At 43.9% G+C, this 26,665-nt stretch carries 18 protein-coding genes; 9 read left to right on the top strand and 9 right to left on the bottom strand.

Translation table 11 applies throughout. The features are described from left to right. Positions 1 to 99 precede the first annotated feature (99 nt). The 4 genes from L3V33_RS02470 to L3V33_RS02455 form a co-directional block, all read right to left on the bottom strand. Positions 100 to 1,755: an ABC-ATPase domain-containing protein gene (locus tag L3V33_RS02470; protein ID WP_237288892.1), complete on the bottom strand. Its 1,656-nt coding sequence runs from the start codon at positions 1,753 to 1,755 to the stop codon at positions 100 to 102. 119 nt (positions 1,756 to 1,874) lie between these two features. Next, complete coding sequence (locus L3V33_RS02465) at positions 1,875 to 3,782, bottom strand: EAL domain-containing protein (RefSeq protein ID WP_237288891.1); 1,908 nt, start codon at positions 3,780 to 3,782, stop codon at positions 1,875 to 1,877. A 178-nt stretch (positions 3,783 to 3,960) separates the two neighbouring features. Continuing rightward, positions 3,961 to 5,160, bottom strand: a complete 1,200-nt coding sequence (gene fabV / locus L3V33_RS02460; RefSeq protein ID WP_054546882.1) for an enoyl-ACP reductase FabV — start codon at positions 5,158 to 5,160, stop codon at positions 3,961 to 3,963. An 81-nt stretch (positions 5,161 to 5,241) separates the two neighbouring features. Continuing rightward, complete coding sequence (locus tag L3V33_RS02455; protein WP_004730957.1) at positions 5,242 to 5,859, bottom strand: arylesterase; 618 nt, start codon at positions 5,857 to 5,859, stop codon at positions 5,242 to 5,244. Between L3V33_RS02455 and L3V33_RS02450 the strand changes: the two genes are divergently transcribed. The 3 genes from L3V33_RS02450 to L3V33_RS02440 all read left to right on the top strand — a co-directional run bounded on the left by L3V33_RS02450 (position 5,858) and on the right by L3V33_RS02440 (position 10,958). Beyond that, positions 5,858 to 6,532 (top strand): ABC transporter ATP-binding protein, encoded by a 675-nt coding sequence (locus L3V33_RS02450; RefSeq protein WP_004730959.1) that lies wholly within the window; start codon positions 5,858 to 5,860, stop codon positions 6,530 to 6,532. The two genes, L3V33_RS02455 and L3V33_RS02450, sit on opposite strands and share 2 nt — an antisense overlap. 1 nt (position 6,533) lies before the next feature. Further along, complete coding sequence (locus L3V33_RS02445; protein ID WP_237288890.1) at positions 6,534 to 8,972, top strand: ABC transporter permease; 2,439 nt, start codon at positions 6,534 to 6,536, stop codon at positions 8,970 to 8,972. Between the two features lie 531 nt (positions 8,973 to 9,503). Beyond that, the gene (locus tag L3V33_RS02440) at positions 9,504 to 10,958 is read left to right on the top strand and encodes an NAD(P)-binding protein (protein WP_237288889.1); all 1,455 of its coding nucleotides are present in this window, start codon (positions 9,504 to 9,506) and stop codon (positions 10,956 to 10,958) included. A gap of 133 nt (positions 10,959 to 11,091) precedes the next feature. On the opposite strand, the gene L3V33_RS02435 is transcribed toward L3V33_RS02440, so the two are convergent. The 3 genes from L3V33_RS02435 to L3V33_RS02425 all read right to left on the bottom strand — a co-directional run bounded on the left by L3V33_RS02435 (position 11,092) and on the right by L3V33_RS02425 (position 13,722). Next, positions 11,092 to 12,051 carry a biotin-dependent carboxyltransferase family protein gene (locus L3V33_RS02435; protein ID WP_237288888.1) on the bottom strand — a complete coding sequence of 320 codons (960 nt, stop codon included), beginning with the start codon at positions 12,049 to 12,051 and terminating at the stop codon, positions 11,092 to 11,094. Beyond that, complete coding sequence (locus L3V33_RS02430; protein WP_237288887.1) at positions 12,035 to 12,802, bottom strand: allophanate hydrolase subunit 1; 768 nt, start codon at positions 12,800 to 12,802, stop codon at positions 12,035 to 12,037. The genes L3V33_RS02435 and L3V33_RS02430 overlap by 17 nt, the downstream gene beginning before the upstream one ends. A 176-nt stretch (positions 12,803 to 12,978) precedes the next feature. Next, the gene (locus L3V33_RS02425; protein WP_237288886.1) at positions 12,979 to 13,722 is read right to left on the bottom strand and encodes a 5-oxoprolinase subunit PxpA; all 744 of its coding nucleotides are present in this window, start codon (positions 13,720 to 13,722) and stop codon (positions 12,979 to 12,981) included. 170 nt (positions 13,723 to 13,892) lie between these two features. Here L3V33_RS02425 and L3V33_RS02420 point away from each other — a divergent pair, with 170 nt between their 5' ends. The 4 genes from L3V33_RS02420 (at position 13,893) to galE (ending at position 19,554) form a co-directional block, all read left to right on the top strand. Beyond that, positions 13,893 to 15,956, top strand: a complete 2,064-nt coding sequence (locus L3V33_RS02420) for a TonB-dependent receptor (RefSeq protein WP_237288885.1) — start codon at positions 13,893 to 13,895, stop codon at positions 15,954 to 15,956. Then, positions 15,946 to 16,482 (top strand): YfiR family protein, encoded by a 537-nt coding sequence (locus L3V33_RS02415; RefSeq protein WP_237288884.1) that lies wholly within the window; start codon positions 15,946 to 15,948, stop codon positions 16,480 to 16,482. The genes L3V33_RS02420 and L3V33_RS02415 overlap by 11 nt, the downstream gene beginning before the upstream one ends. Continuing rightward, a complete protein-coding gene (locus L3V33_RS02410; protein ID WP_237288883.1) occupies positions 16,482 to 18,455 on the top strand; it encodes a diguanylate cyclase in 1,974 nt (657 codons plus the stop codon). The genes L3V33_RS02415 and L3V33_RS02410 overlap by 1 nt, the downstream gene beginning before the upstream one ends. Positions 18,456 to 18,540: 85 nt before the next feature. Further along, positions 18,541 to 19,554, top strand: a complete 1,014-nt coding sequence (galE, locus tag L3V33_RS02405; protein WP_237288882.1) for a UDP-glucose 4-epimerase GalE — start codon at positions 18,541 to 18,543, stop codon at positions 19,552 to 19,554. A gap of 355 nt (positions 19,555 to 19,909) precedes the next feature. Here galE and L3V33_RS02400 read toward each other — a convergent pair whose 3' ends face one another. Beyond that, complete coding sequence (locus L3V33_RS02400) at positions 19,910 to 22,045, bottom strand: TonB-dependent hemoglobin/transferrin/lactoferrin family receptor (RefSeq protein ID WP_237288881.1); 2,136 nt, start codon at positions 22,043 to 22,045, stop codon at positions 19,910 to 19,912. Between the two features lie 224 nt (positions 22,046 to 22,269). On the opposite strand from L3V33_RS02400, the gene L3V33_RS02395 reads away from it, so the two are divergent. Next, positions 22,270 to 23,157, top strand: a complete 888-nt coding sequence (locus tag L3V33_RS02395) for a LysR family transcriptional regulator (RefSeq protein WP_237288880.1) — start codon at positions 22,270 to 22,272, stop codon at positions 23,155 to 23,157. On the opposite strand, the gene L3V33_RS02390 is transcribed toward L3V33_RS02395, so the two are convergent. Beyond that, complete coding sequence (locus L3V33_RS02390) at positions 23,149 to 25,830, bottom strand: bifunctional acetate--CoA ligase family protein/GNAT family N-acetyltransferase (RefSeq protein WP_237288879.1); 2,682 nt, start codon at positions 25,828 to 25,830, stop codon at positions 23,149 to 23,151. The two genes, L3V33_RS02395 and L3V33_RS02390, sit on opposite strands and share 9 nt — an antisense overlap. 216 nt (positions 25,831 to 26,046) lie before the next feature. On the opposite strand from L3V33_RS02390, the gene L3V33_RS02385 reads away from it, so the two are divergent. Then, a complete protein-coding gene (locus tag L3V33_RS02385) occupies positions 26,047 to 26,610 on the top strand; it encodes an SPOR domain-containing protein (RefSeq protein WP_004730988.1) in 564 nt (187 codons plus the stop codon). The last annotated feature ends 55 nt before the right edge of the window (positions 26,611 to 26,665 follow it).

The following is a 26,665-nucleotide window of genomic DNA, read 5'->3' as shown; positions in this document are numbered from 1 at the left end:
CTTACTTACTGTGATTGGTATTAGATATAGAGCTAGCGAATAAAAAAACGGCCCTCACAATGAGAGCCGTCCATACAATTTATGATGCTTGGATCTAACTTAGTTCGAAGGTTTGAACTGAGATTTACGCATACGGTTTAGTGCGGCCATTACATCCAATACTCTTGGTTTCGCTAAATCACCGTAGTTTGGCATATTAACGTGCCACTCATCGCTTAAGATAGCGCTAAACTCTTTAGCAGGGTTGTTTGACCAACCCGGAGTTTGTGCAAACTGGAACCATGCCCAACCAATCGCGTTCACTTCTGATGTTGACTCTAACTGCTCTAATGCAGAAAGATCAGCGAATTCCTTACCAAAACGCAGTGACTCTTTGCCTTTCGCGTTAACTCGGAATTTGCCGTCAGTAAGAATGTTCATCAGTGCAGCACGGTTTAACGAGCGAGGAACAAAAGTTTCTAATGCTGTCTCACATTCGTTAGTTCGTTGAGTAGGGTGTTGAGCGATGACTTCTTGTGCTTTTTCAGTGACGTCTACCGCTTGGTAGTCGTGCATTTGAATCACAGTGTCAGCCACATCTAAGTAATCACCAGAACCACCCATTACCACGATAGTTGAGATGTCCATCTCTTCGCGAAGTTGGCCAATACGGTCAACAAGTGGAGTGATAGGCTCAGCCCCTTTTGATACAAGCGCTTGCATACGCTCGTCACGAATCATGAAGTTAGTCGCTGACGTATCTTCATCAATAAGTAGCGTTTGAACGCCTGCTTCAATTGATTCTTGTAACCAAGCCGCTTGCGATGTCGAGCCAGACGCATCTTGTGTACTGAAATCAGACGTGTCTTTTTGCATCGGCAAATGGTTGATGTAATTTGATAGGTTCAAGTTGTGAACACAGCGGCCATCTTCAGCGCGGATCTTCATTGTATCAGTCGCTGTCACGATACCTTCACGACCGTCACCAGGAATATGGTTGTAGATAGAACGTTCAACGGCGTTCAACAGCGTAGATTTACCATGGAAACCACCACCAACGATTAGCGTGATACCTTTTGGAATGCCTAGGCCAGTCACATCACCTTTGTTCGGTGTGTTTAACGTAACACTCAACGATTCTGGAGCAGAGAAAGGCACAGCACCTTTCATTGGTAGGTCACAGTTACCAGCAATACGAGGTAATACGCTGCCATTTGCTACGAATGCCGCTAGGTTGTTTTCTTCCAATTGAGCACGCAACGCGTCTTGGTCTTCAACGGCTTCACAATGCTTAATCATCGCTTCAATGTTGAGTTCGCGTTCAAGCGTTGCACGACGAATAAACTTAGGCAAATAGAATGTAATGATGTTGATTGCTTTCTTTGCAAGAATACTACGACCATCAGCAGGTAGGTTGATACGAAAACGGATTTCGATACCGTGCTCAGTGAAAACCACTGAGGTGTTATCCAAAACAGTTTGGCCTGTTAGTGCGATAGACACAGTCGTTTCTTGCTTAGCAAATTCAGAGAAGCTACGTGCAATGAAATCACGCGCTGCTACTTGGTATTCGTAAGACTTTTCTTTCAGCCAACCTAACCCTGTTAACGACCAGGCGCGTGTTGCGCGAAAACGTGAAGAAGATGCGTACGGGTCACCTTGAACGTGGTCGATGTGTAATTCGAAATCAGCAAAGTCGTATTGACCTTTAATTTGTTGATATGCGCGGAAGTTTTGTTTTTCGAGCTTTTTAAGCTTTGCAGTCAACTGATCCATAACGAGGAATGCCTATATAAAGGGAAGATTAAAACAGAAAGGCGGCGATTATAAAAATCACCACCTTTAGAGTAAAGAGAAAGTAGGCCTAAATCCAAAACAAACTGCTCTTTTTTGCTTTAAGCGTAACGGGTTGTCCCCAAATAGTTTTGATTGATTAAACTGTGTTCGAATTCTTGGCTCGGCATTGGCCGCCCATAAAGGTAACCTTGGCCCACATCGCAGCCCTCGTTGATAATAAATTGCTCCTGAACTTCCGATTCTATCCCTTCAATCGTGACTTTTAGGTCGAGCTTCTTCGCGATTTGGACAATAGAACGAACGATTTCCGAGTCTTCGTGTGAGTTAAGCATCTGATCGATGAAGCTCTTATCAATTTTAATCGTATCGAACGGAAATTTCTTGAGATAACTGAAAGAGGCGTAGCCCGTCCCAAAGTCATCCAGTGACAATGTAACGCCAATGTCATGCAGCGATTCTAAGGTATTCTTAGCGACAACTTCATCGGCAATCAGGCCACTTTCTGTCACCTCGAGTTCCAAAAAATGAGGTTCTAGGTGATAGGTTTCGAGTAGGTGAACCACTTGTTCCGCAAAGTGCACGTTCTTGAGTTGAATTGCAGACACATTCACAGCCATCTTGAAATCTTCAACGTATTCGGACCACTCTTTCGCTTTTTCAATCGCATTACGCAGAACAAAGCTTCCGACTTCGAAAATCAAGCCGTTTTGCTCGGCCATATGTATCAAGGTTTCGTTGGAGATATCACCTAATACTGGATGGCGCCAACGTAGTAGGGCTTCAGCACCAACCCAACGATGCGTTAATGGACATACCTTAGGTTGAAAGTAAAGCATGAGGTCATCATTACGGACAGCTTGAAGCAAATAACCTTCGATCTTATTGATGTGACTTTGTTGTTCAGTATGAGATTGAGAGTAGTAAGCGAATTTTTGCCCGGAATCTTTACAGGCGAGCATGGCTTCTGATGATTTCTGGAGAATGCTCTCCGCATCATCTTCGTTATCAGTAATCGCGATCCCGATAAAGGCATGCAAATGTACTTTGTCACTGTCGATATCGAACTCTGAATGGCCGACCTTAACGAGCGTCTGGCAAAGTTCTTCTAGGCGTTGGTGCAAATCTTTTACGCTGAACGCCAGTACGAGATCGATAGAAGTAGGGCGTGCAGTTAGTACCTCGATATCAGAGACACTGTCGATACGTTTTCGGTATTCAACCAACACCTGGTCTAACGCGTCATAGCCATATCGAGCCTGTATGCGCCTTCCATTCGTAAACCCTATATGAATAACAGCAAATGAACTGTCCGTCAGCCTTTGTTGTGACGATAGTTTGTTATTTAGGCGAGACTCGAATGCGGTTCGGTTCAAAAAACCGGTGCCGATGTCATGATTCTTTTGGAAGTTTATCTTTTGTTCAGCCGCTCTTCGCTTATCAATTTCTTGGTTTAAAGAATAATTGAGGCTCGCGAGATCTTTAGTGCGAGTGTAAACCCGGTTCTTTAAGTCACGATTCATTTGGGTGAGTTTAGCGTGCTGAAACAAGGTTTTAAGCTGGGATTCTATCGAGGTACGAAAGCTTTCTAATAGCTTGATATAGGTAGGTGTATAGTGATTCTCTTTCGAGTCCAAGATACAAATGGTGCCGAATAATTCGCCGTTAGGCCAAAATAGCGGAATGCCACAATAAGAGATTAAGCCAAGTTTTGTGTCGGGGTTGTTTTCCCAATCAGGATCGGCAAGCGCATTGGGCACCACAAGCTGTTGCTGAGATTCCATCACCGTTTCGCAGTAAAGCCCATTACCTAAGGTTTCAGAATCGCCTTTGTTGTAAGGGTTATCCTCACTGCGACTGGTAGAGAAAACTTCAATGTAGTTGGTGTGAACGCGCATGATAAGTGCGGCGGGAACTTCAGTGATTTGAGCCAAGAGGTCGACAATATTCTGCCAACTGGAGGCCATATCGTCAGGGATATCTAAGTCTATCGTTTTTATCTTCTTCATATGACTCCGAGTCAATTATGCTAAATGCATCAACACATCCTGTGTTAATTAAGATGAACCAAATAAACTGTGAATCTTACTTTTACTAAGTATAAGAAATGTTGCACAAAAAAACCTCTGCAATTTTGCAGAGGTTTTCAAATGTGAATCTGGGTCTCAGTAATGAGATAAGTTTCGATTAAGGCTTTAACTTTATAAAATCATCAGTGTTAAGTTTCTCTTTATAGTCTACCGACGGTTGAGCAAAACCGTTCAACTGTAAAAACTCTTCTTTGAATCCTTGATAGTCGCCAATTGCTTGAAAGTTGTTTTCATCCATAGCTTCAAGTAGCTCAGTCACATGGGCTTGGGTTTCTGGATCGAGTTCCCATTCATCCATCCGAATTAGGCGTTCGCCGTCCAGAGGGACTTTTGATTGACCATAGAGTTTGCTACTAAACAGACGCTGCATTTGTTGGATACAGCCTTCGTGCGTCTCTTTCTCTTTCATCACTTTATATAAAGCGAGTAGGTAAGGGCTTAATCCCGGAATGAATACACTGGCTTTGGTGACAAGTGCCTTACACACAGTCGCGTAGGCATTACCGCCGAAGTTTGCTAGTTCAAGATTCAGCGCATGGCTGGTTTGGTGAAGGTCTATTTTAGCGCGTCCCAAAGTGCCGTCTAAGTAAATAGGGTGCGTGACTTCTGGACCAACATAGGAAAATGCGATGGTTTTACAACCAGGGGCAATGGATTCAGCGTTGATGAGCTCATCTATCCACTGTTCCCAATCTTCGCCGCCCATGACTTTGAGTGTACTTTCGGCTTCTTCTTCTGTCGCTGCAGCAAGTGTGTCTGTCACCCAGTTGTCGTGCTCTAGCGAGATAGTCGCGCCGGTAACGCTTTCACCAATAGGCTTAATGGCAGAACGCCAAAGCTCATCAGTATTTGGCTTAGGTCTAACGCCAGCCGCTAAGCTATAGATAATCAGATCCACTTCACCTTCGAAGTAGGTTTCAATGGCTTCGACAACTTGTGTACGTGTTTCTTGTGAAAATGCATCGCCAACGATGTTGATAGCAGTGCGTTGCTCTCGTTCGGCTTCTTTCTTGAAGTAGATGTTGTTGTACCAACCAGCACTACCGAGGGACTTTTCGTTAGGACCGCGCTCGAATGAGACGCCGATGGTGTCAGCTTTTGCACCGCCAAAGGTCACGGCAATACGAGCGGCAAGGCCGAAGCCTGAGGAAGCGCCGATAATCAGTACTCGTTTGGGGCCATCTTTGATTTGCGGCGCACTCTTAACAAACTTGATTTGTTGCTTTACAGCTTCTTGACAGCCAAGAGGGTGAGCGCTTTTGGCTACCACACCCTTGATAATAGGTTCGATCAGCATAAATAACCTTACAGTTAACGGTGATATGCACTCAGGCTAACGTAAAGCTGTGTAAAATTTATTGAGCTAGACCATTAAAACTTAAAGATACTGATATAATTCTTCGGCGACGAATTCAGCGATCCAAGGTTGAGCTTCTGGTTTTGGATGCAGTCCGTCGTTCATCATCCACTCAGGTTTAAGGATGATATGCTCTAGGAAAAACGGCAAAAGCGGCACATTTTGTTGATCAGCAAGCGCTGCAAAAACGTATTCAAATTGCTGGTTGTAACGCTTACCGTAATTCGGTGGGATTTTAATCTGCATCATAATTGGCTTGGCGCCCGCAGCTTTTATCTGCTCAATGATTTGATCAAGGTTCGCAGACATCAGCTTAGGTGGGAAGCCACGAAGGCCATCATTTGCACCGAGTTCGATAAGAACAGTGTCTGGAGCATGTTCTTCAAGTAATTGTGGCAAACGAGCTAACCCGTTGCCAGTTGTGTCACCCGAAATACTGCCGTTTACCACGGTAACTGTTTTGTCATGCTTCGCTAATGCGTTTGGCAATAGACTTGGCCAACTCTGTTTGATGTCCATGTTATAACCAGCACTCAAGCTATCACCAAGTACCAGTAACTTAGAATCTAACTCGGTATCTTGAGCCAAAGAAGCGGTTGAAAATATAATAAAGAATAAAAAGGAAATTAGTCGAGTCATGCATACATCCATCATTAAAGCTGAAGCTGTTTCGAAGACAGTGTCTACTAATCAAGAACATTTAACAATCCTAGAGCACGTCGATATTGATATTCGTGAAGGTGAAACTGTCGCGATTGTCGGCACCTCTGGCGCAGGTAAATCAACCCTAATGACATTGCTTGCAGGGCTTGATGTGCCAACGAAAGGCGAAATCAGTTTATTAGGGCAGCCGCTTTCACAGCTTGATGATGAAGCGAGGGCTAAGATCCGCAGTGAGTCTGTCGGGTTTGTATTTCAGAGCTTCTTATTAATTCCAAGCCTTTCTGCGCTGCAAAATGTCACGCTTCCTTGTCTACTTAAAGGGGAAGACGAAGACATCGAACGTGCGACGGCTTTGCTTGAATCAGTGGGCTTAAAAGACAGGCTTGATCACCTGCCATCTCAACTATCAGGCGGTGAACAACAAAGAGTCGCTTTAGCTCGAGCTTTTATGATCAAGCCAAAAATCCTTTTTGCTGACGAACCCACAGGCAACCTAGACCAACAAACTGCAGCCAAAATTGTCGAGCTGTTGTTTGAGTTGAACTCATCACATGGCACAACGCTTGTTCTAGTGACGCATGATCCTAAACTCGCACAACGTTGCCAGCGAACACTTAAGATGCATGTCGGTCAGATAGAGGAAGTCTAAATTGAATTCATCAAACGGACTGAATAAACGCCTGTTCTCATGGAGTATCGAAGAGATTCGACACGGTCAATTGTGGCCAGTTTCCATAGCATTAACACTGATCATTGCGTGTGTTTTTGCATTGTCGGCGTTGGCCGAACGTATGGAACAGGTGATTGTTAAACAGGGCAAGGATGCGCTTACTGCCGATAGCGTGTTTATCTCAGCAAACCCAATCCCGCAACCCTTGCTAGACCTCACTCAGGTTGAACAGTTAGAAAGCTCTCAGTTGACCCGTTTTTCAACGATGGCATTCAGTGATAACTCGATGCAGCTAGTGACGGTGAAAGCGGTTGAAAGTAATTACCCATTACGTGGAGAAATGATACTAGAAGGTGCGGACAATGTGTCTAGTAACCATGTTGCGCCAGGTGAACTTTGGTTAGACGAGCGTATATTTGCACAGCTTGATGTTGAAATTGGTGACAATGTCACTATTGGCGATGCCGATTTAACGATAACAGGGCGTATCACCCAAGAGCCAGGTTTGAGCTTTAACCCATTCCAACAAATGCCTGCTGTGCTAATTCATACAAGCGATATCGAGGCCACTGGAGCGATTCAACCGGGCAGTCGTGTAAGCTTTAGGCTGTTTCTTAACGGTGATGATACAAAACTGAAAGCCGCGCAAGACAGTGTAGAATTGACACCGAGCGATCGCTGGCGCACGCAAGACTCTGCGAGTCGCACTAACGACATGTTCGAGAGCACAACTCAATATCTTTCGCTAACGGTTGCTATCGTTGTGATCATGGCGGCGACCACTTTGGTGCTCACTTGCCAACATTATGTGGCGAGTCGCCGTAAAACCATCGCGATGCTTAAGAGTTTGGGCGCGAGCAAGCAATGGATCATTAAATGGTTGTTTGTACAGGTGTCTCTGTTAGTGGTCATCGGCGCTGTACTGGGAATTACAATAGGGGTCGGCTTAGAGTTTCTACTTCGTATACCATTAGGTGATTTGTTGCCAACACCACTTCCTAGCTATGGCATTGAACCTGTCATTTTGGCGATTTTATCAAGTATCCTCATTGGTGTACCTGCGCTTGGAATTCCGTTAATTGGCTTGGTCAACACTTCGGCAATCAGCGTGATTCAATCAAGTCATCAGTCCAATGAAAGCTACAAGAAATACCTGTTGTTGCTGGTACCTATTATTCCAATGATGCTGATGTACGGCGATAACCTGTTGGTATGGATAGTTCTAGCGGGTATCGCATGCCTGTTCTTAGTGCTCGCGATTGTCAGTACGTTTGTTCTGCGTTTGGTCGGCAAGCTGCCGACGTCGACATCTATGCGTTTGGCATTGAGCCGAATTAATCGCACACCATTAGCAACAGGGATTCAATTTGGTTCTTTAGCACTGTCTTTGATGCTGCTATCGATCATATGGCTAGTGAGAAGTGACTTGCTGTCGGATTGGCAGCAAACCTTACCTGAAAACGCGCCAAATGCGTTTGCGCTGAATATTGCGAGCTATGAGAAAGACAGTTATCTCGAGACGATTGATGCAAACGAAGTAGAGCGTACTCAAGCGTTTCCAATTATACGAGGAAGACTCACAACCATTAACGGCGTTGAGGCGGCAAAATACAGCGAGACCTCAGAAGAAACAGACGCACTAAGCCGCGAAATCAACTTCACTTGGGGGGATAGCCTGCCTGAGTACAATGAAGTGTTAGAAGGCAGTTGGACACAAGAGCATGGCGTATCTGTGGAATCCGATGTCGCGGAGCAGTTGAGTCTAAAGATTGGCGATGAGCTATCGTTCACAATCAACAGCCAGAATGTCTCTGCCAAGGTGAACAGCATCCGAAAAGTAGAGTGGCGAGAAATGAAGCCGAATTTCTACTTCATATTTACGCCAGATGTTTTGAGCTCTATTCCTTCTACTTGGCTCGTGAGCTTCCGACTGGAAGAACAACATAATCAGATACTTAACGAACTCTCTCGAAATCACCCAACCGTGAGTTTGATGGATATTCGTAAGATGGGTAGCAAGATCCAAGAGTTGCTCAAGCAGATTGTTTGGTCGATAACCGTACTTGCGGCTTTGGGTGTGGTAGCAGGGTTGTTGCTAATCTTTACTCTGTTGCGATTGAGCTTGTCTCAAAGACAACAAGAGATACGTTTGTACCGCACTCTAGGTGCGAGTAAGAAGCGAATTCTCAACACGATTTGGTGTGAATACGGGTTAATGGCGCTAGTGGCTGGCTCGATTGCTGCGATGGGTTCTGAGCTCAGTGTTGCAGGGGTAGTGAACTTTGGCTTCGAGTTAGAACCTTCACTCCACCCAATGCTGTGGATAGCGCTACCCGTGCTAACGTTTATCACATTGGCCGCGGTAGTGAATAGCTTAATCAAACGTTTGTTGGCACCAGTAAACAAGGATTTTGGCTAGTCTCTAGCGAGATCTCACAAATGCTTAAAACGGTCTAAAAGTGACATTATTTATATTTAGTCATGCACTATTTATAAGGCGTCGCTTTAGACCGTTTTTTATTTGACCAATTGGTAGCACAAGTAACGAATATCGCACCTTAATTTTCCAATTTTTTAGTGTTTTTTAAAACTAATCGCACAATAATGCCGATTTAATGAACAGCGGTTAGTCCCTGTAAACAAAGGGTTTGCGCAACTTAGCAAGAACGTTATCAACAGTTATCCACAAAAACGGTGGATAACTTTAGGGATAAGTTAACATCTATGTTTTAAGAGTACTGAGGCAGCCTTTATGTGGCGTCACTTAGGACAATTTTGACTGTTAGAATAACCTTTAAAACTCTATCTGGAGTTATTGAGTCAAGAGATTATTTATGTTTTTTACATAGATATTAAATCCCACTGAACTAAGACCTTGATAAAAATGTGTTTTAATTCATCGCAGAACAAAAGTAGAATAGCGGCAGTTAATCTTATTCTACAGAACACGATGAACCACAACAAAACGGATACAAATCAGCCTTCTATTGCCATTGTTGGTGGTGGTATTGCCGGAACAACGAGCGCGATTCACTTTAGTGAGTTGGGTTTTAAGGTCACTATCTTGGAAAAAGGGCCGAGTTTGGTTAATGGTCCACCAATTTGCCACCTGCACGCTGGCGGCAATTTGTATCGGGATATTTCTGTAGAGCAGTGTCTTCAGTTGCTCACTCAGTCAATTGATACTGTCCGCTTGTTTCCCCACACGATCAATATTCGTCCGACAATTATTGCTGTTCCACACAGTGATGGTGGAGAGCCGTTGGATCTACTTCCGCGTCTAAAGATAATCAAGAACGCTTATGCTGAGCTTGTTAATCAAGATAAAAGCAACCAAGTGCTTGGTAAACCGGAAGAGTATTACAAGCTGTATGGTAAAGAAGAGTTACTAGCACTTGCTACCCGAACACAGCCTCTGAAACCAACATCGCTTGATGATTGGTGTATTCCTTTTGCGAAACATACGGATCTAGAAACCCTTAAGTATCCTGTTGCTATGGTCCAAGAGTATGGCTGGAGTGTATTCCGCTTATCTGCAACTGCTCAACTGTCTTTGGGGCAACAATCGAATTGCTCAGTATTAACCAACAGCCGATTACAATCTGTTGAATCGTTAGAGCAAGGCTGGTCTTTGACTTATACAGACGCTGAGAACCAAAGCTGTCATCTAACGACCGACTACTTGATTAATGCAAGTGGCTTTGAGACGGGCATCGTGGATGACTTTGTCGGTTCTAAGCAACAAAGGCTTGTTGAGTTCAAAGCCGCATATGTTACAGAGTGGCCGTATTCGCAAGAATGTAAGGAAGAGTGGCCAGAGGTGATCTTCCATGGGCCGAGAGGCACACCGCAAGGTATGGCTCAGCTAACGCCGTACGCTGATGGTGTATTCCAACTTCACGGTATGACAGAAGGGATTACTCTGTTTGAGGGGGGGCTTGTTTCATCATCAACAGATTCATCACAACCTCAACTGCCTTCTAAGCTTCTTAAGAAAATCGTATCAGGTTGGAGTGAAGAGCAGCTTGAATTAAGAACTCGCGCTGCGATAACGCATATGTCTCAGTTCATCCCAAGTTTTAGCTCTGCACTGGTAGGTGGTAAGCCTCTATTCGGTGCACAGCAGATTCCGGGAACCGATCCGAGCTTAAGAGCTTCAGATGTTTCATTCTGTGGTGAGCGCTATGCTCGACTTGAAGTAGTCAAAGCTTCCTCAACCCTTGAGGCTGCACAAAAGGTTGCTGAGCATTGGTTTGATGTCGCAGAGTCAGTATCGATTGAAGATACGCACTCGATGACAATGTCACTTAATCTAAATGCTATTGAAAACAGAGCGATAGATTTGACACAAGAACGTGGATACCCAGAAGCGCTTGCAAAGGTGTCAGGTCAAGACCACGCTTAATACTCAGTCATAATCGACTACGCTCGGCTTACTTTGACAGGTAAGCCGAACCTTTAACTGAAACGCCTGCTAAGATACCGAAAATCATCCGAACTACATGTCTAGGCAATTACTCTTAGCTACAGAGCAAAAACTAATAGCCGAAAAACTGAGCCCATTGGCACCACACATCTTGTAATCCTAAGCGATCGCCTTTACTAAACGAGACCTCATGTCCAGGTTTGGCTTGTGCTAAGCGTGGTAAATCGATTCTGGCGACACATCCAATCTTTGGGTAGCCACCAATGGTTTGTCTGTCATTAAGCAACACGATAGGTTGCCCATCTTGGGGGATTTGAATCGCACCTAAGGCAATGCCTTCTGACAATAGCGAAATATCAGGTGAATCAACCGATTCACCACTCAGTCGATAACCCATGCGATTTGAATTTTGGTCAACGTGATACTGTGCGTTATACAAAGTCTCTTTTGCTGACTCGGAGAATAGTTCGCTTTGATAGCCTTCAATCACTCGCAGGTTCACTGGTAGGTTGTAATTAGGCGTGTATCGGAAGGTGACACTCAACGCTTTAAACGGGCGAGAGAGTTTGTGTTGGGTAAACGTAATTTGTTGCCCTTGCTGGCATGGCTCTCCATCTTGCGTTAATCCACCAATCTTTTCTCGAGTCACCGTAGAACAGCTATGAAGAGTTGATGGAACATCGAAGCCCCCCTTAATGGCTAAATACGCCCTTAGACCATTTTTAGGTAAACCAAATGAGAGAACTTGCCCTGCGAAAGCTTGAAAAGTACGCCAGTTCGACTGTGGTTTGCCATCAAGCTTCGCTTGTAAATCGCCACCACATAACGCCATCTCACAATCAAAGTCGATTCGTAACGCGCATTGCCCAAGAGTGATTTCCAACGCCGCTTGGTTGACTGGGTTTCCGAGCAGGTGATTGGCCCAGCTATATGAGTAATCATCAACAGGGCCACCTTGTGTCAACCCGAGATGAGCGACACCAAATCGTCCGAAATCTTGAATCAAACTCAACGGGCCGGGTTTAATCACTGTTAGTGTTGGTTTAGCTATTGTATTAACCATTAGCGACATCTCCACTAATCTCCATAAGCCTAAGCTCTACAAATTCTTGTTTTGAAATCGCGATGAAACGGACCGTATCACCGACATTAAGTAGAGACAGCGGCGTTTGCGTGGTATCAGCGTTCTTCAATTGGCTGTGATCAAACAGTGCGATCGGGCAATTGCCAATAATATTCCAACCGCCCGGTGAGTCCGAAGGATACACCGCCGTTTTCGTATCCGCGATGGCGATGCTGCCTTTCGGTACACTTAAACGTGGGGTTGAATGACGAGGCAAAGCAAGCTCGCTGACCACATTAGACATAAACGCAAAGCCAGGCGTAAACCCAATCGCACTGACGCTGTATGTTTGTGAGGTGTGATGTTGAATGATTTCATCCAGCGAGATGCCTTTGGCTTGATATCGGTCTAAATCGAGTGCTGTTTCTGGTGAGTAATAGGCGGGAAGCTCGATAGTGTTACGCGTGTTAATAACACTAGAGAAGGACGAAATAGCATGACTCAACAAGGCGTTGAGTTGTTCCATGAGCTGCTGTTCTGATATTCGATAAGGTAGGTAATCGACCAATATTGTTTGGTAAGCCGGCGTCACATTCATCAACACCGATGCTAAATTTTGGCGAATGGCATCGGAAAAGTGAGCCATGTACTGCGCATATTCGGCGCTAGACTGATTATTTGAAGGCGATAGCGCCAAGGTGACCAAAACACTGCATTCTGCGACTGGCGCTATATTGAATTCAATTTGATTCGTCGTCATTTCGTTTCCATACGTTTGTTTGCCTTTGATTTACTTACTGCCTTTTATTTGCGTATTTGGCGTTTCTAACTTCCGTGTCCAAACCAATACAAAGCAATTAGACCTTACGAGCAATTGGTTAAGTGCTCGTAAGGCGAGCGATAAGGCCATGCGCCATACCAATCACACGCTTCATATTAGTTAAAAGCGTTGAGGTCTTGTCTGATTTTTCTAATTAGTGCGATGGATTGGGGGTTATCACCATGAACACAGATGGTATCGGCTTCAATAGGCAGTCTTTCACCTTCAATGGTCGTGACCGAACCGTAGTTAATGATTTGCATGACTTGGTTGTAGATGTCGTCTTGATTGACGTAAACCGAGCCTTTTTGTGTTCGCGGCGATAACTGCCCATTATTCAAGTATGCACGGTCGGCAAACGCTTCAAACAAGAGGGGTAAGTCATGATCGTCAGCAATATCTAAATACTGCTGATTGTCTGACGAAGAGAGGATCATTAAGGGGATGTTAAATTCAGCGACGGCTTGGGCAACGGCATTAAACACATCAATATTCGCCATCATATCGTTGTAAAGGGCGCCATGAGGTTTCACATAGCCAACAGAGGTGTGGTGATAGCGGCAAAGCGCTTGTAGTGCACCGACTTGATAACAAACCAGTTCACTGATCTCGTCCATAGTATGAGGAATAGAACGGCGACCGAACCCAACTAAATCTTGATAACCAGGGTGAGCACCTATTTGGGTGTGATAGTGCTGTGCCAGTTTAATAGTCTTGGACATAACGTGCGGATCAGACGCGTGAAAGCCGCAAGCGATGTTTGCCATATCGACCCATTCCATGACCGACTCATCATCGCCCATCTTCCAAATGCCGAAACTTTCTCCCATGTCGCAATTAAGCAAAATCTTCGTTGTCACGTGGTGCTAATCCTTTACGTTGAGGTAAGTAATGACGGTCTTATAAATGCCATAAATAAACAGTGACCTGACTCAAACTTTCGATACCGAAAATTTACCAGTATGGCATTTCATATATAGTTGAACTATTGATTAAAGGATTAATATCTATCTGTATATTAGGTGAGCACATGATATCGCGCCAGGTTTGCTTAGGACTAGCATTAACGACACCTGTTTTTGTAGCTGCTCAAGAAAACTCTTTAGACCAACTCATGTCGATGAGCCTTGAAGAGTTGTCTATGTTAGATGTTGAGATGGAAACGGCTTCGAAAGTGACACAAAAACTTGCCGACATTCCCTCATCGGTTTATGTACTTTCTAATGAGCGAATTCAACGCAGTGGGGCGAAAACCATTGCGGAAGTGCTGACGCTAGTACCCGGCCTCAAAGTGACTAAGTTTAACGAGACCTCGTGGTTTGTTTCGACGCGCGGCTTTCATGATGGGCTGTATAACAAAATGCTCGTGATGATGGATGGACGAAGCTTATTTAGCCCAGTCTATGGCGGCACGTATTGGAGCGATGTTGACTATATACTTGCCGACATCGAACGTATCGAAGTATTAAAAGGCCCCGGTGGAACGATTTGGGGAGGCAATGCAGTTAATGGTGTGGTGAATATCATTACTAAGTCTGCCAATGATACTCAAGGGACGTATCTCTCTGGTGTCGCTTCTAATACTGATAATTACGAGTTTAGTGTTCGTCAGGGTTTAAGCTTGAATGACGATGTGAATGCGCGTGCATTCTATAAGTACCGAGAAGAACCCACGTATCGCACAAACGAATCTGAAAAATGGAAAGCGCAAACGGCTGGGATGGTGTTTCAACCAAGTAATACTGAAGAAAACTGGTCATTGCGTATCGGCGGCGAGAAAAGCTTTTACGAGTCGGAACTCTATACGTTCCAATATGATAACTCAGGCTCGTTTGTCGGTTCACAAGCCAATGATTTCGATAACAAGAGCCAATCTGTTTACGTCCAATTCAACGACTCTCGCCATTTTGATGAAAGTTCGACACTCTCATACTCGTTATGGGGGGAATATAATGAGGATAACGCGCCAGATGCTCCGGGAAGCTACTCGACCCTCGATTTTGATTCGACCTATATCAACCAGCTATCTGTAAAGCATCAGATGACACTCGGTGGTGGCCTGCGATATATGTATCTTGATTTCTCGTCTAGCCAAGTTTCGGACGTTGATTGGTACAATCCCGATAACGAAGGTCGAGCCTACAATATCCAATCTGCCAACGATTATATTGCGAACGCTTTTATACAGTCTCAAATTCAAATGACGGAAGCGCTATCTATTACTATTGGTGCCAAGGTCGAGCACTTTACACAGAATGATTCAACTGAGCTTTCACCTCAATTGCGAGGTTTATATAAGTTAACTCAACGTCATTCTGTGTGGGCGGGGCTCAGCCGTGCAGTGGTTGCACCATCATATATGGATTCAAACTCTACATACTACTTCAACAGTTATAATACCGATTCAAACGACAGTTATCTGGATGTCTATAAATCAAACTCTAACCTTGAAATAGAGGACGTCATAACGGCTGAAATGGGGTATCGTTACTCTAACAATTCAAATTTCGAGCTCGATGCAACAATCTACCTGAGTGAACATGACAATCTACGCTTCCACAGCTATGACCCGAATGATATCCCCGCGAATCATGTCTATGTCGGTGCATTATCTGATGATTATAAAGCGAAAACCTATGGCTTAGAGTTAGGCGCAAGTTATCAAATTACAGAAGATCTCACCAGTTACCTGAGTTATGCCTATTCAACGTTAGAGGGTGAAAACAAGGGTGATGACCCTAAATCTAGCCCACAAACTGGCGTCTATCATGACATTGATAATGAACATTTAGCCACGGCACAGTTGATGTGGAATATCACCGATAGCTGGCAATTCGATGTTATCGGCCAATACATTAACGTGAATTACCCAGACTATTGGATAGCAGGCGATGGCACTCAATACGAATGGCAATCTTACCCACATGAAATAACTTTTGATGCACGTCTTGCATGGAAAAAATCATCCGCAGCACCTTTAATTGAAGTGGTCGTTGAAAACATTGGTAAGAGTGACGGTTATCAAGCTGAGTTCACGTCTGAAAAAAGTGTTAACCAAGAGTCCGTATATGTGAGGGTCTCTCATGAATTCTAAGTGGCGCAAGTACCGTATTAAGCTTGGTTTTACTAAGCTCAGCCTTGCCACTTTAGCTATGTTTATTGTGCCTTTGAATACATCGGCGGCTAGCTTCAAGCCTTATGAAGTGAAAGCGGTGTACCTATTTAGAATTGCCAACTTTATTCGTTGGAACGACGAAAGCACCATGAATACGGTTAACTTCTGTGTGATTGGCGATGAGAAGGTAAGCAAAGCACTGACGTCGATTACACAAGGAAAATCTATTCGTTCTCTTGCTATTCAAGTTCATCAATTGGTGACTCCTAAGTGTGATATCACTTATCTATCTGATCTCGATAATGATGAATTTAGCCGTAAAGCCCACTCACCACATACTGTGACGATTAGCGATATCCCAAACTTTACGGACATGGGAGGAGTCATTGAGCTAACGCACATCGATAATAAGCTAAAGCCTAAGATCAACTTAGTGAATGCAAGACGCGGTGAATACGTCATCGGCTCAAACCTGTTACGAATCGCTATAGTGGAGGGCCAATAATGTTGTCTTTCATTAATAATTTATCGATTAAAAACAAGCTGATATTACCGATTGTCATCTTCATCGCGGTTACTTTTGTGACGATTCAATCAGTTAATTACACTGTCACTTTTGAGCGAGAGAAAGAGAGTCTTATTCAGCGAGTTAAAGTGTTGGCACAAGGTGTTGCTTATAACCTACAAGCTGCGATTCTATTTGAGGATAAATCTTCGGCTCAGGAGATTTTGTCAGCCTTCGTTGCGGATAAAGATATCGTCAGGGTGAAGCTCTATGACATTAATGAACAGCTTTTTGCGAGTTATCAAGTCAGTAATACGCTAGTTCCAAGACCGAATACAGATGAATTAAATGACATCGCGGATCACCAATTTGCCATCTCCGAGAATTTCATCTTTTTGCTTGTTCCGGTGACGCTGGACGACGCTGTGATCGCTAACTTGAGGGTGACAATATCAAAAGAAACGTTTAATACGATCTTAACGAATATTTTTAAGGTTGCAGCCGTCTATTTGCTGTTTCTAGTGATCTTAGGCGGGGTACTGGTCAAATTGGTTCAACGCTTGATTATCGAACCGATGTTTGACCTTAATGAGGCGATGCAAGCCTTTGTTGAACGTCGTTCAGAACAACAAAAATTAGTCGCAACGAACCACGATGAGATAGGGGATCTGGTCCGAGCTTTTAATACCATGCTCGAAAGACTTCAACATCGTGACAACCAAATCAATTTTACGCTCGATAAACTACAAGAAGAAAAGTCGTTTGCAAATGAGGTAATTGAAACTGTTCAGCACTCGTTGTTGGTAGCCGATGAAAAAGGGTTCATCGTTCATGCGAACGCTGCCACTCGTGACATTTTTAAATGTACCGAAGCGTTTCTTGAAAATTTATTGATCCAAGAGTTGATTGCGACAAAGCAAACTGGGCTCTTACAAGAGGTTATCGACGCTAATATTGAGCTCAATGACGAACTACTCGAAACCACCGATCTCTTTCACTCAAAACGCTGGCTTCGTGTGAGTAGCCGTTCGTTGTCAAAGCACGGTCGTATTCTTTATGCAATCCAAGATGTCACGGGGATAGAAACGGCCATGAGTCGCCAGCGTATAGCAGCGGGTGTTTTTGAGAACAGTAAAGACGGCTTAATCGTACTGAATTCATCCAACGTAATTACCATGGTCAACCCAGCGGTCACCCAACTTCTTGGTTATCACGCTGATCTGCTGGTGGGCAAAACACCATTTGACGTTTTTTCTTGGCAACAGTTTTCATCCCTAATGCCGACAATTCGCAGCTCATTGGAAAATTATGGCCAGTGGCAAGGCGAGGTATGGGAGAAGAGTGCATCCGGCACTTTGGTTCCAATGTTTGTAAAAGTGAATCGAGTTTCGTCAGACAACGAGAAAGACGAGTTTGATATGGTACTCACATTGTCTGATTTATCTAATGTCAAAGAGATGGAAAGGCTCGAACACTTGGCTCATCACGACGCATTAACGGGTTTGGCCAACAGAGCTCAGCTGTATAAAGTTATGGATGATGTCGTCACGTCTAGCCATTATTCTAATCAACACTTCGCGGTTATCTATTTGGATCTCGATGGCTTTAAACACGTTAATGATAACTATGGACACGATGCGGGCGACGAAATCCTCAAAGCAGTATCGAGCCGGTTGTTATCTCAAGTTCGTGCAGGAGATTTGGTAGCACGTTTGTCGGGTGATGAATTTGTTCTTATTATTAAACAAACCAACAAAGTCTTGTTAGCAAAGTTAGCGGAGCGACTGTTGGAGCTGATCGGGCAAGAAGTAACCCATAAACAGCGCTCGCTTCATGTTGGAGCGAGCTTGGGCATACACTTAGTTGATGGTTCAGAGCGTGATATAGACGTGATCCTAAAGGTTGCCGATGAGGCGATGTACCAAGCAAAACGCAAAGGAAAAGGTCAATTTGTGTTCTCTCGTGATAGTTAATAGCCGTAGGCGTTTGTGACCTCTACCTAAGTTGTTGTATCATAAGTGATAGGTTGAATATTTTTAATTAAAAGGTCTGCTAAACATGAATGTTTTAGTTACAGGTGGCATGGGTTACATCGGTAGCCATACAAGTATCCAGATGATCAACGCAGGAATGACACCTGTACTTTTTGATAGCTTGTATAACAGTAAACCAAGCGTTCTAGAGCGTATCGAAAAAGTATCTGGTGTTCGCCCTAATTTCATTGAAGGTGACGTTCGTCATAAAGCGCTTTTGACTGAAACCATGAAGCAACACAACATTGAAGCAGTTATTCATTTCGCTGGCCTAAAGGCGGTTGGTGAATCTGTGGCTAAGCCTCTTGAATACTATGACAATAACGTCAACGGCACGTTAGTCCTTGTTGATGCAATGCGTGACGCTGGTGTGAAAACCTTAGTATTCAGCTCTTCAGCAACGGTCTACGGCGATCCTGCGAGTGTGCCTATCACCGAAGATTTTCCAACAAGCGCAACCAATCCTTACGGTCGTAGTAAGCTAATGGTTGAAGAGTGCTTAACCGATTTCCAAAAAGCCAATCCAGATTGGAGCATTACGCTGCTGCGTTACTTTAACCCAGTAGGTTCACACCCAAGTGGTGAGCTAGGTGAAGACCCGCAAGGTATTCCAAATAACCTAATGCCATTTGTCTCTCAAGTAGCCGTGGGCCGCCGTGAATTCCTATCGGTATTTGGTAGCGATTATCCAACAAAAGATGGGACTGGTGTTCGTGATTACATCCACGTCATGGATCTGTCTGATGGTCATATCGCAGCGCTTGAGAAAGTAGGGCGTAAAGACGGTCTTCATATCTACAACCTTGGCACTGGTAACGGTTCGAGTGTATTAGATATGGTTAAAGCGTTCGAGAAAGCGAGCGGTAAACAAGTCCCTTATCAACTGGTCGATCGTCGCCCAGGTGATATCGCAGAATGTTGGGCAGACCCTGCTAAAGCTCAGAAAGAGCTCGGCTGGAATGCGACGCGTACATTGACTGAAATGACCGAAGATACATGGCGCTGGCAGTCAACGAATCCTAATGGTTTCCCTGGCTGATCTAGTAGTTTCATGAATGATTAATATACAAAAAGATGCTTTAGGGCATCTTTTTTGATCTAAATCGAATAAAAAGTGAATTAGTGGTTAAAAAGTATCATTCTGTATCGGTTGTTGTTATCATGCTCGCGAATTATATGTTTAATGTTAATTTTCTTTGGAGTTAATCATGGAACTAGGCCTAATTATCACTTTCATCATTGCTGCTGCAGTAATGGTTAAGAAAGAGATGGCAGAGAAGTAATTTCACTTTATCCCTTTTTTATACAATTTTTAGTGAAATAATAAAAGCCAGCGTTTAGCTGGCTTTTTAGTATCTGCTGTATACGTTTCTGTGGTTCAGCTTACTAACGAATTAGAATTCGTATTTAGCGGTGATTGACCAGTTACGACCAGCTTGCGTGTAATCTTTATCTTCTTGTGAGAATCCACGAACATCATTCCACGAATAGTACTCTTCATCCGTAACGTTGAAAAGACCAGCTCTAAGCGTAAGATCCTTCATCGGCAAGTAGTATGCAGTTAGGTCAACTACTGTTGCAGAATCAGTCGGTAGAATTTCGTCTTTTAGACCCGCGCTATTTATATCACTAGACTTCTTGCCAGCTGTATAACTAATGTTAAGTGATGTACCCCATAATGCTGAAGGAGCATCATAGTTAAATCCAACTACAGCATTCCAAGGGTTCACGCTGTTAAGAGGGTTACCTTTACCGTCTTCACCTTCTGTGTACGTAGCTGCAACACGGGTACTCACACCTTGTACCGGCATGAAGCTATTCCAAGACAACGTGTTTGAAGCCTCGATACCTTTGATTACTGCTTCATCAATGTTGATATTCTTATAGACTGTCGGATCCATAGGAGAGCCAGAACCACTAACAGGCTGAGTATCAATAAAGTTATCATAGTCGCTGTAGAAGATAGCGATTTCACTTGATGAATAATTTGTGTTGTGGCGCCAACCTAGCTCGTATGAAATACTTTCTTCAGCTTCTAAATCTGGGTTAGGGGCATTAACATAACCGTGAGCTGGATTACCAAATGAATAGTAAAGCTCTTGGAAATCAGGAGCTCTGAATCCTTGGCTAATTTGACCGAAGATCTTATTTTCGTCATTAAGCGTGTAAGTTGTACCTAAGCGTCCAGTTACAGCTGAGTCTGAATATTTTGCATAAGCTTCTTCAGGGTTTCCACTTGGGTTTTGGCTTGTATTACCAGGATCCGTTTCAAAGCCGTCAAAACGAACCCCCGGAGTAATCATCCAATTTCCGATCGTCATTTCATTTTGTGCAAAAAATCCATACTTTCTTTCTGATGCTGAAGGAATATAGAAGATAACTTGGTCTGCACTGATTGAGTTATATTCGTTATTAACGTTTTTAATATCTTTGTCCGAATATGAAGCACCATAGATAAAGTAATTTTCTACATTACCTGTCATGAAGAACTTATCGAATTGCACATCAAGCTGGTAACCTTTATCTTCGTAGATATAGTCCTTTTTCTGAACGTTGCCAGCTGGCGGTAAGAACATACTACCACCCTTAGATGTACGATTAGTTACGCCATTTTCTTCTTTGCTCAACCAGTCAGCTTGCCAAGTAACGGTGTCGGCAAACGCTAAGTTAGCATCCCAAATATGTTTGATACCAATTTGTTGTTGACTAGTCGAATCTTCGCCAGTGTAACCGGTGTAGCTTGAGCTATTTAAATCGGTATCACCTGAATTCTCGATAAAATTACCTGAGAATTCTAAACGATGTTGTTCATTTAATTGATATTGAAGCTTAACCAGTAAGTTGTTGTTTTGAGTGTCTTGCTCATTAGGTGTACCGAAGTTTTCAGTTTGCTCACCATCCCTGCGAGTATAAGCAACTAGCGTTTCAAGATCTCCAATACGATTCGCTAAGGCAACAGATTCGCTAAATGTGTTATCAGATGAAGAGTAGTTGAACTTCGCGTGCCCCCCGAAATCTTTGCCTTTTAAAAAGTCACTTGGGTCTTTTGTTTCAAACGCAGCAATACCACCAATAGCGTCTGAACCGTAAAGAGAAGAAGCCGCACCTTTAACTATCTCTACAGACTTCAACATGTCCGTATCAATATCAACGCGCGAAGAGTTGATGAAGTTATATGACTGAGTACCACTCGGGGTAAATTGGCTAGTTTGTGATACTCCATCAACGATAACCTTTACTCGGTTACCTTCCATACCACGAATATTAATACCTTGAATCCCCTGACGAGAATTCGTAGTGACGGTGACACCTGGTGTGTACTTAAATAAATCGTTTACATCCGTTACCATGTTTTTTTCGATATCTTTATCGTTAATCACAGTTACCGATGCAGCAACATCTTCAAGTTGTTGATTAGTACGAGTCGAAGATACAACAACCTCATCAAATAGGGCATAATCGTCAGCAAAGGCTGATGTTGATGAAAGCGCTAAAACGATTGAAGCAGAGAGTAGGGATTGCTTATACATCTGATAGTTACCTTAGTTCCATAGTATTATCTTGATTTGCGAAAGATAATATTGGATCTAAATGATAATTACTATTATTTGCATTTAAATAATTTTCAATCTTATCAACTAATTCATAATTAATAATCTTAAATATCTGTATTAAAAAGACTTTTACAGTTCCATTCATAGCCTGAATGCTTCTGTTTTTGTGATTCAAGTCTCATTTATAAAGTAGGAAAGCTATGCATAGTCCAATAACACTTGAAGCATTACACATATTAGATGCCATTGATCGTCGTGGGAGTTTCGCAGCTGCAGCGAATGAACTGGACCGAGCGCCTTCTTCATTGAGTTATCAAATACAGAAGTTAGAGCAAGACTTAGATATCATGATTTTTGATCGCTCAGGCCACCGTGCAAATTTCACGGAAGCGGGGCAGTTAATATTAGAGCAAGGTAGAATCATTCTTGGTGCCACTGAACAACTCGTTAACGATGCGAGTATTCTTGCTAATGGCTGGGAGCTAGATTTAACCATTGCCTTTGATGGCATCATTCCTATTGCCAATTTCTTCCCGTTGGTCGACGAACTAGGGAAAATCAGCAAAACACGTGTTCGCTTACAAGAAGAGATCTTAGCCGGATGTTGGGAATCCCTGACAGATGGCCGAGCCGATTTATTGGTATGTCCCAAGCTCGACACGATTCCAAACGATATGAAAAGTGACATCATTGGTAAGATGGAAATGGTATGGGTTGCTGCAACAAACCACTACGTTCATAAGCGCTCTGGCGATTTCGATCAAAAAGCGAGGGAAAGTTACAGGGTTATTGCAATTGCGGATACTGCACGCGATCAACCGGCATTAAGTATCAATATTCTAGAGAAACAACCCCGTTTAACCGTAACGAGCTTCCCTGCAAAGGTGGAGGCTCTAACAACTGGATTAGGGATTGGCACCTTACCGAGTGTTATTGCCGAGCCTTTGATTGAATCTGGCGTTCTACAGCAGATTTCGGGTACAGAACCACAGCCGATCGATATCGTCATGGCTTGGCGACGCAACAAAATGGGCGACGCCAAGTCTTGGTGTATCCAACATCTTAAAAAGACATGGGCGTTAAAGTAACGGTAACACCATATCTGCAGTACCATCTTCAAAACTGATATCTAGCTCGAAGCCGAGCTTTTGAGCTAGTGTCAGCATCCCTCTATTCGTTGGCATCGTCATGCCCGACATCTGTTTAGTCTGCTTCGCACGGCAGTAATCAATAACCTTAGTCATAAGAATACGACCTAAGCCGACACCTTTCAGATCGGAACGTATCAGAATCGCGAACTCGGCATCGGTGTTCTCTGGGTTAATTAGCGCTCTCGATACACCAATAATCGCAGGCACACCTTGTTCCTTACGAACCACCACAAACGCGATTTCTCTATCAAAATCAATCTGAGTAAAATTTGCCAATGCCTCATGGTTGAATTCACCAACATCACTAAAGAAACGCTTATAAAGATCCTCTTTAGAGACGCGATTAATAAAATCGGCATGAAGCGGTTCATCTTCAGGAAGAATAGGGCGTAGCAACACTTCGGTGCCGTCCTTGAGTACGATATTCTCTTCAAGCTCGACCGGATAAGGGCGAATCGCAAGACGTTCTTGTGGATCGCCTTCGTACGCTTTCAAGATGATATCGGCATCTAATATCGTGAACTTGTCACCATTGGCCAGTACTGGGTGGATATCCAAATCATGTATTTCGGGGCAATCCACTACCATTTGCGATATACGAACCAGCAACTCAGAGAGACCTTCAATGTCGATCGGGTTAGGCAGTTTTTGCAGGCGAATCTTGCCACTTTTTATCGCCCTAATGATCAAGTAACGCGCCAGTGTCATGTTAAGCGGTGGGAAAGCAGCCGCGGCATCAATTGATTCGTCCCACTCAGAGCCACCTTGGCCAAGTAAAATGATAGGGCCAAAGGTTTCATCCGTTGTAACCTTAACTCGCAGTTCTTGGCCGCCTGCAAGCTTGGCCATACCTTGAATCAACAAGCCATGGATATGAGCAGTAGGGAACGACAATTGAGATCGATCGAGAATTGCCTGAGCGGCATTCGCGACTTCACTACTGTTTCGTAAATTGAGCATCACACCTTGAACGTCCGACTTATGCGCAATGTCTGGCGAGCGAAGTTTTACGGCGACCGGGTAACCGATCGTTTCAGCAATGTGCACCGCTTCACTTGGGTCGGAAGCTATCCAAGTTGGCAACACATCAAGATTGAAGTGCTTGAAAAACTGGCTGTTTTGATGGGTATCAAGACTAACTGTTTCTTTATCCAGTAGTTGGCGCTCTATCCAATGTTTGGCATCTGCCAAGTCTTCAATGTGCACTTTTTCTGCCGTGGTCGGCGTTTCCATTAACTGACGTTGGTTGCGTCTGTACTCGACCAAGTGCATGAATGCGACCACTGAACTTTCAGGCGTTCGATAGGTTGGGAAACCCGCTTCCGTAAACAGCTTTCTCGCTGGCCTTGCGGTTAACTCCCCAGACCAATTCGTTAAGATATTAAAGCGCTTGTGGCGAGGATGCTTTTTAATCGCCTCAATAATTCGCTCTGCTGTTTTGGCTGAATGTGCGACCGCAGAAGGGCTGTGCATGATAAGAATGGCATCCGCTTCATCACCATCGAGCAAGATGTTTATGGTGTCGATATAGCGTTGATCGCCGGCATCGCCAACAATGTCGATAGGATTGCTATGAGACCAACTCGATGGCAAAACCTTACTGAGTTTATCGAGCGTATCTTCAGATAATTCTGCGAGCTTACCGCCGCGGTCAAATAGGGTGTCCACGGCCATAATTGCAGGGCCGCCACCATTGGTAACAATAGCCAAACGCTCGCCACGCAAGGGCACTGAATGAGTCAGTGTCTCTACCGCAGCAAACAGTTCATGTAAGTTCTTAACTCGTAACATACCGCTACGTCGGATCGCAGAGTCATAGATAATGTCTAAGGTATCGGCACCACCGGTATGTGCCATGGCCGCTGCTCGGCCTTTCGCGGTACGCCCGCCTTTTAGTACTAGAATTCGTCGATTGCGTGACGCTGCACGCGCTGCAGAGATAAAGCGCCTCGCATCAGTAATGCTATCGACATAAAGCAATATCGCTTCGGTGTGAGAATCGGTACTCAGATAATCCAAGAGTTCCGAGAATTCAATGTCACTGCCATTGCCTATCGAGATAAACGCTGAGAAGCCAATCTCTTTGTCGTTCGCCCAATCGAGAATCGTGGTACACACTGCAGCCGACTGAGAAACAAAGGCGATTTTACCTGGCAGCGCAGTTACCGGAGAAAAAGAGGCATTCAAATTTAACCAAGGGACAATAATCCCCAAGCTATTGGAGCCAAGCACCCGAATGTTGTGTTTTTTAGCAATCGCTAGGCATCGTGCATCATACGTTTCGCCATTATCGCTTTGTTGCTGCATGTCGGAAGAAAGCACAATGACAGAGGCTATGCCTTTCTCGGCCAGCTCTTCAAAAATGGCCACATTACGGGTCGCATTGGTACAGAGAATCGCAAGGTCAGGCACGATAGGCAGTGACAAAATGTTCTTGTATGAGAGTACGCCTGCCACCGAGTCATATTTTGGCGTAACGGGCATCACCGCACCTTTAAAATCCCCGTGCAACAAATTGTTCATGACGATATATCCCGCGCGCGTTTCTCGTTGAGAAGCACCAACAACAGCGATTGAACGGGGTTTAAGGAGGGGATCAAGATGATTCATAGACATATCCTAGCAATGCACGTAAGTTCATCGTAACTTACTTTTCACTCGCGGGTTGATGGCAAATTCACCGAATTCAGATGAATAAGCAAACACTGCATAAAGTTTGTGAAATAGGTCACCCACTAATGGTGTATAATCTCAAAGTTAACTTGATTCTAAACCGACGTATCGGCATGATTTATAGTAATTATTATTAAGGATATAGAGCTTTCCATGAAAAAATTTGCAATTGTGACTTTGCCACTGCTCTTGGCTGCATGTGTATCTGACGACTACGTTACAAATGTAACTTCAGATAGTTATCAAGAAGAGTACAAAACGGCAAAAGTTGAAGCTCCAGTTGTATCTCAATCTGAGCAAACAGGCGTTGTTGAAGAAAACGTTGTCAACGTGATCAGAACCGAACCTGTTGAGCAGAAAGTCACTCAAACGACTAAAGCTAAGCCAGTTGCAGTAGTAACAGGCCCAACGAAGAAACAACAAGATATGAACCAGCGTTTTGGTTACACGGTTCAAGTTGTTGCTGTTGGCAGCCAGAGTAAAGTCGATTCTTTCGTGAAAATGCTACCTACGACTTCTCAACCAGTTTGGGAAAACTACAAAATGGTTAACGGCACTAAGTGGTTCACCGTACTTTACGGTGATTACGCAACACGCTTAGAAGCTAAAAAGGCAATCTCAACGCTGCCAACCACTTTCCAAAACTTGAAGCCGTTTGTTAAGAGCATTGATGACATCAAGAACTCTGAATACCCAACGCTTAACAAGTTGAACTAAGTTTTAATTCAGAAAGAGGGAGCAAATGCTCCTTCTTTTGTTTTAAGACCAGCAG

It is taken from the genome of Vibrio sp. A2-1 (assembly GCF_021728355.1).
Taxonomy (GTDB): domain Bacteria; phylum Pseudomonadota; class Gammaproteobacteria; order Enterobacterales; family Vibrionaceae; genus Vibrio; species Vibrio splendidus_K.
The sequence above is the reverse complement of the archived record's forward strand: the minus strand, read 5'-3'. Positions and strand labels throughout refer to the sequence as shown.

Coding starts and splice junctions, on each gene's coding strand:
- L3V33_RS02435 (WP_237288888.1), bottom strand. CDS start 12,051: ATGTCGCTAATGGTTAATACAATAGCTAAACCAACACTAACAGTGATT.
- L3V33_RS02385 (WP_004730988.1), top strand. CDS start 26,047: ATGAAAAAATTTGCAATTGTGACTTTGCCACTGCTCTTGGCTGCATGT.
- L3V33_RS02390 (WP_237288879.1), bottom strand. CDS start 25,830: ATGAATCATCTTGATCCCCTCCTTAAACCCCGTTCAATCGCTGTTGTT.
- L3V33_RS02410 (WP_237288883.1), top strand. CDS start 16,482: ATGTTGTCTTTCATTAATAATTTATCGATTAAAAACAAGCTGATATTA.
- L3V33_RS02450 (WP_004730959.1), top strand. CDS start 5,858: ATGCATACATCCATCATTAAAGCTGAAGCTGTTTCGAAGACAGTGTCT.
- L3V33_RS02430 (WP_237288887.1), bottom strand. CDS start 12,802: ATGACGACGAATCAAATTGAATTCAATATAGCGCCAGTCGCAGAATGC.
- L3V33_RS02465 (WP_237288891.1), bottom strand. CDS start 3,782: ATGAAGAAGATAAAAACGATAGACTTAGATATCCCTGACGATATGGCC.
- galE (WP_237288882.1), top strand. CDS start 18,541: ATGAATGTTTTAGTTACAGGTGGCATGGGTTACATCGGTAGCCATACA.
- L3V33_RS02415 (WP_237288884.1), top strand. CDS start 15,946: ATGAATTCTAAGTGGCGCAAGTACCGTATTAAGCTTGGTTTTACTAAG.
- L3V33_RS02455 (WP_004730957.1), bottom strand. CDS start 5,859: ATGACTCGACTAATTTCCTTTTTATTCTTTATTATATTTTCAACCGCT.
- L3V33_RS02470 (WP_237288892.1), bottom strand. CDS start 1,755: ATGGATCAGTTGACTGCAAAGCTTAAAAAGCTCGAAAAACAAAACTTC.
- L3V33_RS02440 (WP_237288889.1), top strand. CDS start 9,504: ATGAACCACAACAAAACGGATACAAATCAGCCTTCTATTGCCATTGTT.
- L3V33_RS02395 (WP_237288880.1), top strand. CDS start 22,270: ATGCATAGTCCAATAACACTTGAAGCATTACACATATTAGATGCCATT.
- L3V33_RS02420 (WP_237288885.1), top strand. CDS start 13,893: ATGATATCGCGCCAGGTTTGCTTAGGACTAGCATTAACGACACCTGTT.
- fabV (WP_054546882.1), bottom strand. CDS start 5,160: ATGCTGATCGAACCTATTATCAAGGGTGTGGTAGCCAAAAGCGCTCAC.
- L3V33_RS02400 (WP_237288881.1), bottom strand. CDS start 22,045: ATGTATAAGCAATCCCTACTCTCTGCTTCAATCGTTTTAGCGCTTTCA.